This window comes from Nocardia noduli (genome assembly GCF_019038455.1).
GTDB lineage: Bacteria > Actinomycetota > Actinomycetes > Mycobacteriales > Mycobacteriaceae > Nocardia > Nocardia noduli.
In genome coordinates, this window is sequence record NZ_JAFMPL010000048.1 from 43,468 (window position 1) to 52,440 (window position 8,973).

An 8,973-nucleotide genomic window follows, 5' to 3' on the forward strand; every position below is an offset into this window, starting at 1 on the left:
GGTCCGCGCCGGTGCCTATCACGCGGTCCCGCCCGATACAACGAGGCCCCACCCGGGCGATCCGACGATCGCGGGGTGCACCCCGATGGGACTACCCCGCCCGCCGACTACCCGAGAACGCGAGCGATCCAGCGGTCCCCGTCCTCGATCTCCTCCGGCCGCGGCAAGGTGTCACCGTCGGTCCAGATCGTGTTGAACTGCTGCATTCCCACGCGGTCGACCACGTGATCGACGAACGCCTTGCCGCGCACGTATTGGGCGACCTTCGCGTCGACGCCGAGCAGGGCGCGCAACAGGCGTTGCAGCGGATTGGTGGGGCGGGTGCGGCGTTTGTCGAAGGCGGCGCGGATCTGGCTCACCGTCGGGACCACGGCGGGGCCGACGGCATCCATCACGTGATCCGCGTGGCCCTCGAGCAGGGTGCCGAGCACGAGCAGCCGGTCGAGCGCCTCGCGCTGCGCGGGGGCCTGGGTGGCGCGCAGCAGGCCGACGATGCCGCGCGCGGCGGGATCGTCGGGGACGGTGCCTCGGCGGCGCTCGCGCAACTCGTCGAGCAGCCGCGACAGCACTTCGGTCATCGGTTCCTCGCCCACCGCGCCGAGAATGTCGACATTGGCGCGCATGTAATCGGCCAGCCAGGGCGCGGAGGAGAACTGGACCCGGTGGGTCACCTCGTGCAGGCACACCCAGAATCGGAAATCACTCGGCGAGACGCCGAGCGCGCGTTCCACCGCCACGATATTCGGGGCGACGAGCAGTAGCGTGCCGTCCTCGCCGGTGAACGGATCGTATTGCCCGAGAATCGCGGTGGAAAGGAAAGCCAGCATGGCGCCCGCCTGCACACCGGCGGGTTTCCCGGTCAGCAGTCCGCCGCCGGTGACGCCGGTGCCGGTCAGCGTCGCCATCGAATCGGCGGCGGCGTCGATCCATCCGCGTCGATCGACGATCCGGGCCGACGGGATCGGGCGATCGTCGAGCAGCCCGCTGACCTCGCGCACCGGACTCTCCGCCCGGATGGACGCCTCGGCGAGTTCCTGGACGACCTGTTCGGCGGAGCGCCGCGTGGTGCGCGGCCCCGGCGGCACCACCGCCGCACCGGTGCGCGCGGCCAGCCGCCAGTCGACGGCGCCGGTCAATCCGGAACCGCGCCGCTGCCGCTGATCCTCGCCCGGACCCGCGGAATTCGGCTCGACTGATTTATCAGCGCCTTCGAACATGGTCAACCACCCGTCACGAGCATCCGCAGTTGCGCAGCGTCCCGGCGATGGCGTCCAAGGCTGGCCTGCTCACCTCGGGGGGCCGATCGTTGGACATCAGCGCGAAGGTCAGCACCCGACCGTCACGATCGAGCACATATCCGACCAACGCGCTGGCCACGGACAGAGTTCCGGTCTTGGCCCGGACCCATCCGGCGCCTTCCCGGTTTCGGTCGACATAGCGGCTGGTCAGCGAACCGGTGGCGCCCGCGACGGGCAGGTCGTCCAATACCGGGGCCAGTGTCGCCGCCAGGGTGTCGGTCTCGGGCTTCGCGACCGTGCCCGGCGCGGTGACGTTCTCGCCTTCGGCCCTGGCCGCGGTGGCGAGCACCGTGTCGAGCAGGTGCGCGGGCAGCCGATCGTCGACCGACAACCCGCTGCTGTCGTGCATGACCGCGCCCGCGCGATCGAAACCGGCCTTGTCCAGTGTCGCGCCGATGGCGGCGACCGCCCCCGCGAACGAAGGGGCATTGCCGGTGGCGACCGCGATCTCCCTGCCGATGGTCTCGGCCAGGACGTTGTCGGAGTGGACCATCATGTCCCGCAGTCGGTCGCGCAGCGGCGCCGAACGCACACTCGCCACTTCGGCGGCTCCCGGTGCGGCCGATCCGAGCCGGACCCGTCCGGGATCGAGTCCGAGTTCGGTGGCGAGCCTGCGCCCCGCGTCCAGGGCGGGGTCGGCGGTGCGCGGCGAATACTCGACCAGCGGATCGACGCGGCCGCCGTCGATCATCACCGACTCGATGGGCGCGATGGACCCGTCGGGGATGTCGACCGGATCCCAGCCCTGCGCCATGGTCGGCCCGGTGAACGCCGAGGTGTCGACGACGATCGTGTCGACCGGGCGTCCGGAGGCCCGGATCCGGTCGACCAGATCCGACAGCCGCGCGCTGTTCGGGTAGTAGCCCTTGCCGTCCGGCTGGGCGGTGATCGTCGGATCGCCGCCGCCGACCAGCACGAGTTCGTTCGGTGCGGATCCGGCGACGACCTTGGTGACCACCCGCTGATCGGGCGGCAGCACCAGCAGGGCGGCGGCCGTGGTCAGGATCTTGGCGGTCGACGACGGAATCATCGGCCTGCCAGGATCCGAACTCCACACGGTCGCGCCGGTGTCGGCGTCGGTGACGATTCCGGTGAACGCGCCGAGATCGGGATTGCCGATCACCGGGGCCAGCGCGGCGGCCAGCGCGGCCTGACTCGGCGCGGGAGCCGTCGCGAGAGCTGGGACGACCTGCGGGGACGCGGTGACCGGGGCGGGCGGTGCGGCGACGGTCAGCCCGCCGTGGCGGAATTCGGGGGTCCACGGCTTCACGACGATCAGCCCGGCGGTGGCGAGCCCGAGTACGACGATCAGGGTGAGACCGAGTCCGATCCAGATCCTGCGCCGCCGTCTGGCGGCCAAACCACCGATATTGCGTTGACTACCACCCACTGGCCCGCCGTCTCCCTGACTCCGCCGCCGCGCGCCGCCGTGGCGCACCCGTGCCCTTCAAAGTATCGGCCCCACCGGTCACACTATCCTCGTACCGCTACCGTTCCCCTGAACAGCATGGCGAGTCGGCATTCGTGCCCGCCGAGCCAACGAATGCACCATAGAAGGAGATGGCGTGGAGTTCGACGTCACCATCGAGATCCCCAAGGGTTCCCGCAACAAGTACGAAGTCGATCACGAAACCGGCCGGGTTCGTCTCGATCGCTTCCTCTACACGTCGATGGTCTACCCGGCCGACTACGGCTTCATCGAGAACACCCTGGGTGAGGACGGTGACCCGCTGGACGCGCTGGTCCTGCTGCCCACATCGGTGTTCCCCGGCGTGATCGTCGAGGCCAGGCCCGTCGCCATGTACAAGATGGAGGACGAGGCGGGCGGCGACGCCAAGGTGCTGTGCGTGCCCGCGGGCGACCCCCGCTGGAACCATATCCAGGATCTGGCCGACGTGCCCGAGTTCGAATTGGCCGAGATCAAGCATTTCTTCGAGCGCTACAAGGATCTGGAGCCCGGCAAATTCGTGAAGGGCTCGGAGTGGGTCGGGCGCGCGGAGGCCGAGGTCGAGATCGAGGCGTCCTTCAAGCGGTTGCAGGAGAACGGCGCCCACTAGTAACGGGCGGTGACGACAACGAAGCGGGAAGCCCGGTCGGGCTTCCCGCTTTCGTTGTACTCGGTCGAAAAGAGCCACCCGGTATTCCGGACGTCCCTCCTCTGGCTATCAGTAGTAGATGTAGAGGTCGTACCCACTCCAGGTCTCGACACACTCCCAGTAGTAGCCGCCGGTGCTCGGCGAGGCGCCGTCGGCGCTGCACGCGGCCAGGGTGGCGTAGGTGCCGTAGTAGTACCCGGTGTCTACGGCGGCGTACTGCGGCGCGGCGGAGGCGGACGCTGCCGTCGACACCCCGGCGACGGTAGCGACAGCCAGCAGGCCGGCGGCGATGAAGGATTTGATGCGCATGTGGTTGCTCCCTGTTGAGGTTTTTCCGACGGGATTCACGTTAGGTCCGCGAAGCCGTCGCAACAGCCACCCCTAGGGGTTCATCGAGCCCTCCCTCGGGCGACTCACCTTCCCCACCCTTGGTGAGGTCCGATCCCCACCCGAGCGCCCGTGAAACGACGGAGTGGGCCGTCCCGCGCACCGGCTACCTGTGACACGGAACGACCCACTCGGATCGCTGTTCGACGAACTCAGGCGTTCTCCCGATCCACCTCGTCGACTTTCCTCGAAACGCCGTTGGTCACGCCCGACGTCGTGCCGTTGCGCTCGACGGCGAGACCGTCCGACTCCCCCGGCGGCTCGTCTACCAGCGGCTGCACCGATTCACCACCCGCGAGCGGCAGACCCGTCCGCTCCACGAGTTCCATCTCGGCGTCGACGAGGGATTTCGCGGCGGCCTCACCGTCGGCGGCCTGGATGCCACCCAGCATGCGCAGCGGGAGTTCCTTCCAGAACAGCACGAGAATCAGGCCGATCAGGGACGCGGCGACCGCGACGAGGAATACCGTCGACATCGAATTCGCGAAACCGACCTGGAACGGCCTCGCCAGTTCCGGACTCAGCTGCTGGATGATCGAACTGTCCTTGAGCACCTCACCCGCCGCGGAGGTGTCCTGGGCGAGCAATCCCTTGGCCAACGCGACGTCGGCCGGGTTGGTGCTCTGCGCGCCCGCGACGACGGCCGCGCGGAACTGCGGATCGGCCGAGGCCGACTGGAGTTCGCCGGAGATGTTCGGGGTCATCCTGGCGAACAGCACCGACAGGAAGATCGCGACGCCGAAGGTGCCGCCGATCTGCCGGAAGAAGGTGGCCGCGGCGGTGGAGACACCCATATCCTTGGCGGGCAACGCGTTCTGCAACGCCAGGGTCAGCGGCTGCATCAGATTGCCGAGGCCGAAACCGCTGATGGCCATGAAGGCCATCACCACCCACAGCGGGCTGTCGGCGTCGAGGAAGTGCAGCAGCAACATGCCGATGGTCAGCGTGGTGACGCCGATCAGCGGGAAACGCTTGTAGCGGCCGGTGCGCGAGATGAGCTGTCCGGAGATGATCGAACCGGTCATCATGCCCAGCACCATCGGCAGCATCTGCAAGCCCGCCATGGTCGGACTCGCGCCACGCACCACCTGGAGGTACTGCGGGAGCAGCGCGATTCCGCCGAACATGGCCGCGCCGGTGACGAACGAGATGATCACGCCGAGCGAGAAGGTGCTGTTGGAGAAGATCCGCAGCGGGATCAACGCCGCGTCCTTCAGGCCCCGCTCCACCATGACGAAGCCGATGATGCCGAGCACGCCGACCACGTAACAGATCACCGCACCCGGACTGCCCCAACCCCATTGGTGTCCCTGCTCGGCCACGATGAGCAGCGGCACCAATCCGATGGCGAGTACGAGCACGCCCCACCAGTCGACGCGATCGGTGCTGTGCGGCTTCCTCGGCAGTTTCAGAACCCGCGAGACCACGAACAGCGCGATCAGCCCGAGCGGAACGTTCACCAGGAAGACCCAGCGCCAACCGCTCACCCCGAGTATCGAACCCGTGCCCGCGAGCACGCCGCCCGCCACCGGACCGATGACGCTCGACGTACCGAAGACCGCCAGGAAATAGCCCTGGTACCTGGCGCGTTCACGCGGGCTGACGATATCGCCGAGGATGGCGAGCGCCAGCGACATCAAGCCGCCCGCGCCGAGACCCTGCACGGCGCGGAAGATGGCCAGCTGGTACATCGTCTGCGCCAGCGTGCACAGCAGCGAACCGAAGACGAAGATCGCGATACCGATCATGAAGAACGGCTTGCGGCCGTACATGTCGGAGAGTTTGCCGTAGAGCGGTGTCGCCAACGTGGCGGTGATCAGGTAGGCCGTGGTCGCCCACGCCTGCATCGAATACCCGTGCAGATCGTCGGCGATGGTGCGGATCGCGGTCGAGACGATGGTCTGATCCAGCGCGGCGAGCAGCATGCCGAGCATGAGGCCGCTGAGGATGGTCAGGATCTGCTTGTGCGTGAAACCCGCGGGGGATTCCGTCACTGCCGGTGCGGTCACGAACTGTTCTCCGTCCCTGTGATGGTGGCGTGGGATTCGCGGAGAGCGGCAACCATTCCGGGCCGCGCGCGATCGAAATCATCGACGAACTGACGCAGCAGTTCGGCGAAGGTGGCCCGGTCGGCGGGAGTCCAGGACTCCGTCACCCGGGTGAGGTTCTCGTGGCGACGGCGGCGGATCCGCTCGCAGACCGAGCGACCGTGTTCGGTCACCACGAGCACCGAGGCGCGGCCGTCGGTCGGATCGGCCATGCGCCGCACCAGTTCCCGTTCGACGAGATGGGCCACCTGGCGGCTCACCGTCGAGGCGTCGCTGTACACCGCGTCGGCCAGCGCGCCGGAGCGCATCGGTCCGTCCTGGAGCAATCGGAACAGCACGGCGAACGCGGCCGGATCGACTCCGTCCTTGGTGCGGATCTGGGCCGCGGTGCGTTCCCTTACGCGCTGTAACCGGGTGAGCTGAACCGCGATCGTGTCGATCGCCTCGTCGTCCACATCCACGCGGCCACCTTTACTTGCGTCAAACAATTAGTTGCTTGACGCAAGTATGTAGGCGTGCGAACGGAAAAAGCAAACCTCAGGTTGGTTTAACGACCCTTGAACTGCGGATCGCGCTTCTCGAAGACCGCCTGAATCGCCTCGGTCAGATCCTCCGAGGGCAGGAAGGCCGAATTCCACGCCGAGACATAGCGCAACCCGGCCGCCACCGCATCCTTGGTGCGCTGTTCCAGGACATCCTTCGCGCCCTGCACCACCAGCGGCGGATTGGCCGCGATATCGCGGGCCAGCGCGTGCGCGGCGTCGAGCACGGCGTCCTGATCTGCGTACACGTCGTTGACCAGGCCGATCTTCTCGGCGCGCGCGGCGTCGATATCCCTGCCGGTGTAGGTCAGTTCGCGCAGATGCCCCTCACCGATGATGCCGGGCAGCCGGTGCAGCGACCCGATATCGGCGACGATCGCCACCTTCGCCTCACGCAGACTGAACTTTGCCTCCGCGCTCGCCAACCGGATATCGGCCGCCGCGATCAGATCGAGCCCGCCACCGATGCACCAGCCGGACACCGCGGCGATCACCGGCTTGCGGCAATCGGCCACCGCCGTGACGGCGCCCTGCATCTTGCGCAGTTCGACCAGGAATTCCGTGCGCGGCGCGGCGAAGGCGCGATCGGCGAGCAACGCGCCGAAGGTCCCCGCCATCGCGGGCAGATCCAGTCCGTAGGAGAAATGCCTGCCCGAACCGGTCAGCACGATGGCGCGCACCTCGGGATCGGCGTCGAGTTCGCCGAAGACCAAGGGCAGCTCGCGCCAGAAGTCGGGGCCCATCGCATTGCCCTTGCCGGGACCGATCAGGGTCACCTGCGCGACGTGGTCCTTGGTTTCGACGCTGAACGCCTGCCAATCAGTCATTTGTACAGCGTATCGAGAACGCGGGCGCCCGCGTCCGCTGATCCCCGGATATCGTCATCGACAGCCCCGCCGACCACCGCGTTCCGGTTTCCCAGGCGGGAGCGGTCACGCCCGGTAAATGCTGTGCTAAATCGATGTGCACCGGTGGTTCCCCCGTAGCTTCGCCCCGCATCATGAACGAGTCGGCAAACCTCTCAATTCGGTTCGGAGATCACAATGCTGATGCACCGAGGAATCGGCTTGGACCGCTTCAATTCCCTGCCGCGCACACGCGCCGTGCACGCCATGTACACCTGCTGCGGCAATGTCACCTGGGCGACCCGGATCGTGGAAACGCGCCCCTTCGCCGATCACGACGCACTACTGAACGCGGCCGATCTCGAGCTACTCCAGCTTTCGCAGGCCGATCTGGATCGCGCGCTCGCCGCGGTCGGCCACGAACACCTCGGCGCACACACGGTCACCGAACTGACGAAGGTCACCAGGGACCGGATCGAACGCATGCTGGGGCCGGAGGAAGGCTATCCCGAGTACTGAACCGACACCGACCTGGCCACTTCGCCCGGCGTACCCTCCGCAATCGCTTTACCCTGGTGCCATGCGCAGGTCGTCGTTACCCCCGGTCGCATGCCGGGTCTCGGACACGCTGATCGCGCGCGGACATCACGGCGTCATCGTCAGCAGACCCGAACCGGCGGCCACGGCCGCCGAGGCGGCGCGCTCGCTCGGTGTCGATGTGGGCGCGATCACGAAATCCCTGGTCTTCCTGCTGGACGACGATCCGGTGTTGCTCCTGGTATCCGGTGCGCACCAGGTCGACCTCCAGCACACCGGACAGCGTCTGGAGGGCACGCTGACCAGGGCGCCCGCCGAGATGGTGCGCGAAGTCACCGGACAGCCGATCGGCGGCGTCGCCCCGGTCGGTCATCCCACCAACCTGCCCACCTGGGTCGACAACGCGCTGTCCGGTCACCGGGAAGTGTGGGCCGCGGGCGGTCATCCGAACACGTTGTTCCGCACATCGTTCCGTGAGCTGGTGCGGATCACCGCGGGCCTGCCGATCGACGTCGACTGATCCCGCGCGTGCTCGTCGGGCCCTCCCGTGACATATCGAACAGTCGCGGAAGCCCGCGCGGACGTCCGCGATCGATCGCGCGGGCGTAACTTCGACATGTGACCGAAGTACCACCGCCGGGCGCCGGAATCCATATACCCGACGATCTGAGCGGCATCACCGCCGAGCAGTATCGGGCCTCGATGCGCCACTACCCGGCGGGCGTCACGGTGGTCACCCTGAATTCGGAGCGCGGCCCGATCGGTTTCACCGCGACCTCGTTCGCCTCGCTCTCGCTGGAGCCCCCGCTCGTCTCCTTCAATATCGCCCACACCTCGTCCAGCCTGGACGCCATGCTCGGCGCGGATTCGGTGGTCATCCATTTCCTCGGCGAACACCAGCACCACATCGCCCAGCGTTTCTCCCGCACCGCCGACGAGCGTTTCTCCGACCGCTCCCTGTGGACGCCCCTCGACACCGGCGAGCCGGTCCTGCACGGCACCCCCATCTGGGTCCGCGCCACCGTCCACCACCGAATCCCCATCGGTGACCACACTTTCGTCGTCGGTCTGGTCACCCGCGTGCACGACAACACCGACGAGACGCCCGCCGCGGCCCCGCTGCTGTACTACCAGGGCCGCTACCACCGCCCCACCTCGCTGGACCGATAGGTCTCGCGGCCGATCACGCCGCGCGCGGGTTCAGCCGAGGGCGCAGGGTG

10 protein-coding genes are annotated in these 8,973 nt (G+C 67.7%); 4 read left to right on the plus strand and 6 right to left on the minus strand.

Going from position 1 to position 8,973, the window contains the following annotated elements; translation table 11 throughout:
- Positions 1-107: 107 nt before the first annotated feature.
- On the minus strand, positions 108-1,217 hold the full coding sequence (locus JZ792_RS23595) for a zinc-dependent metalloprotease (protein WP_216913421.1): 1,110 nt from the start codon (positions 1,215-1,217) through the stop codon (positions 108-110).
- 13 nt (positions 1,218-1,230) lie between these two features.
- A complete protein-coding gene (dacB, locus tag JZ792_RS23600) occupies positions 1,231-2,667 on the minus strand; it encodes a D-alanyl-D-alanine carboxypeptidase/D-alanyl-D-alanine endopeptidase (RefSeq protein ID WP_216913446.1) in 1,437 nt (478 codons plus the stop codon).
- Between the two features lie 196 nt (positions 2,668-2,863).
- Here dacB and JZ792_RS23605 point away from each other — a divergent pair, with 196 nt between their 5' ends.
- Positions 2,864-3,355: an inorganic diphosphatase gene (locus JZ792_RS23605; protein WP_109525065.1), complete on the plus strand. Its 492-nt coding sequence runs from the start codon at positions 2,864-2,866 to the stop codon at positions 3,353-3,355.
- 108 nt (positions 3,356-3,463) lie between these two features.
- Here the strand turns inward: JZ792_RS23605 and JZ792_RS23610 are convergent, their stop codons facing one another.
- The 4 genes from JZ792_RS23610 to JZ792_RS23625 form a co-directional block, all read right to left on the minus strand.
- Positions 3,464-3,703, minus strand: a complete 240-nt coding sequence (locus tag JZ792_RS23610; protein ID WP_216913424.1) for a hypothetical protein — start codon at positions 3,701-3,703, stop codon at positions 3,464-3,466.
- Positions 3,704-3,933: 230 nt separating this feature from the next.
- Complete coding sequence (locus JZ792_RS23615; RefSeq protein WP_216913426.1) at positions 3,934-5,790, minus strand: MDR family MFS transporter; 1,857 nt, start codon at positions 5,788-5,790, stop codon at positions 3,934-3,936.
- Entirely contained in the window at positions 5,787-6,290 is a 504-nt protein-coding gene (locus tag JZ792_RS23620) for a MarR family winged helix-turn-helix transcriptional regulator (protein WP_308165417.1), read from the minus strand. The genes JZ792_RS23615 and JZ792_RS23620 overlap by 4 nt, the downstream gene beginning before the upstream one ends.
- An 86-nt stretch (positions 6,291-6,376) precedes the next feature.
- On the minus strand, positions 6,377-7,198 hold the full coding sequence (locus tag JZ792_RS23625) for a crotonase/enoyl-CoA hydratase family protein (protein ID WP_216913428.1): 822 nt from the start codon (positions 7,196-7,198) through the stop codon (positions 6,377-6,379).
- 216 nt (positions 7,199-7,414) lie between these two features.
- Here JZ792_RS23625 and JZ792_RS23630 point away from each other — a divergent pair, with 216 nt between their 5' ends.
- From JZ792_RS23630 to JZ792_RS23640, 3 genes are all read left to right on the plus strand, one after another.
- Positions 7,415-7,735 carry a 2-oxo-4-hydroxy-4-carboxy-5-ureidoimidazoline decarboxylase gene (locus JZ792_RS23630; protein WP_216913430.1) on the plus strand — a complete coding sequence of 107 codons (321 nt, stop codon included), beginning with the start codon at positions 7,415-7,417 and terminating at the stop codon, positions 7,733-7,735.
- Between the two features lie 61 nt (positions 7,736-7,796).
- Positions 7,797-8,273: a YbaK/EbsC family protein gene (locus JZ792_RS23635; protein WP_109525060.1), complete on the plus strand. Its 477-nt coding sequence runs from the start codon at positions 7,797-7,799 to the stop codon at positions 8,271-8,273.
- A gap of 182 nt (positions 8,274-8,455) precedes the next feature.
- Positions 8,456-8,923 carry a flavin reductase family protein gene (locus JZ792_RS23640; RefSeq protein WP_216913452.1) on the plus strand — a complete coding sequence of 156 codons (468 nt, stop codon included), beginning with the start codon at positions 8,456-8,458 and terminating at the stop codon, positions 8,921-8,923.
- Positions 8,924-8,973 lie beyond the last annotated feature (50 nt).

Excerpts from the sequence above, each read along its gene's own strand:
- JZ792_RS23595 (WP_216913421.1), bottom strand. The coding sequence starts at position 1,217 with ATGTTCGAAGGCGCTGATAAATCAGTCGAGCCGAATTCCGCGGGTCCG.
- JZ792_RS23635 (WP_109525060.1), top strand. The coding sequence starts at position 7,797 with ATGCGCAGGTCGTCGTTACCCCCGGTCGCATGCCGGGTCTCGGACACG.
- JZ792_RS23625 (WP_216913428.1), bottom strand. The coding sequence starts at position 7,198 with ATGACTGATTGGCAGGCGTTCAGCGTCGAAACCAAGGACCACGTCGCG.
- JZ792_RS23610 (WP_216913424.1), bottom strand. The coding sequence starts at position 3,703 with ATGCGCATCAAATCCTTCATCGCCGCCGGCCTGCTGGCTGTCGCTACC.
- JZ792_RS23630 (WP_216913430.1), top strand. The coding sequence starts at position 7,415 with ATGCTGATGCACCGAGGAATCGGCTTGGACCGCTTCAATTCCCTGCCG.
- JZ792_RS23640 (WP_216913452.1), top strand. The coding sequence starts at position 8,456 with ATGCGCCACTACCCGGCGGGCGTCACGGTGGTCACCCTGAATTCGGAG.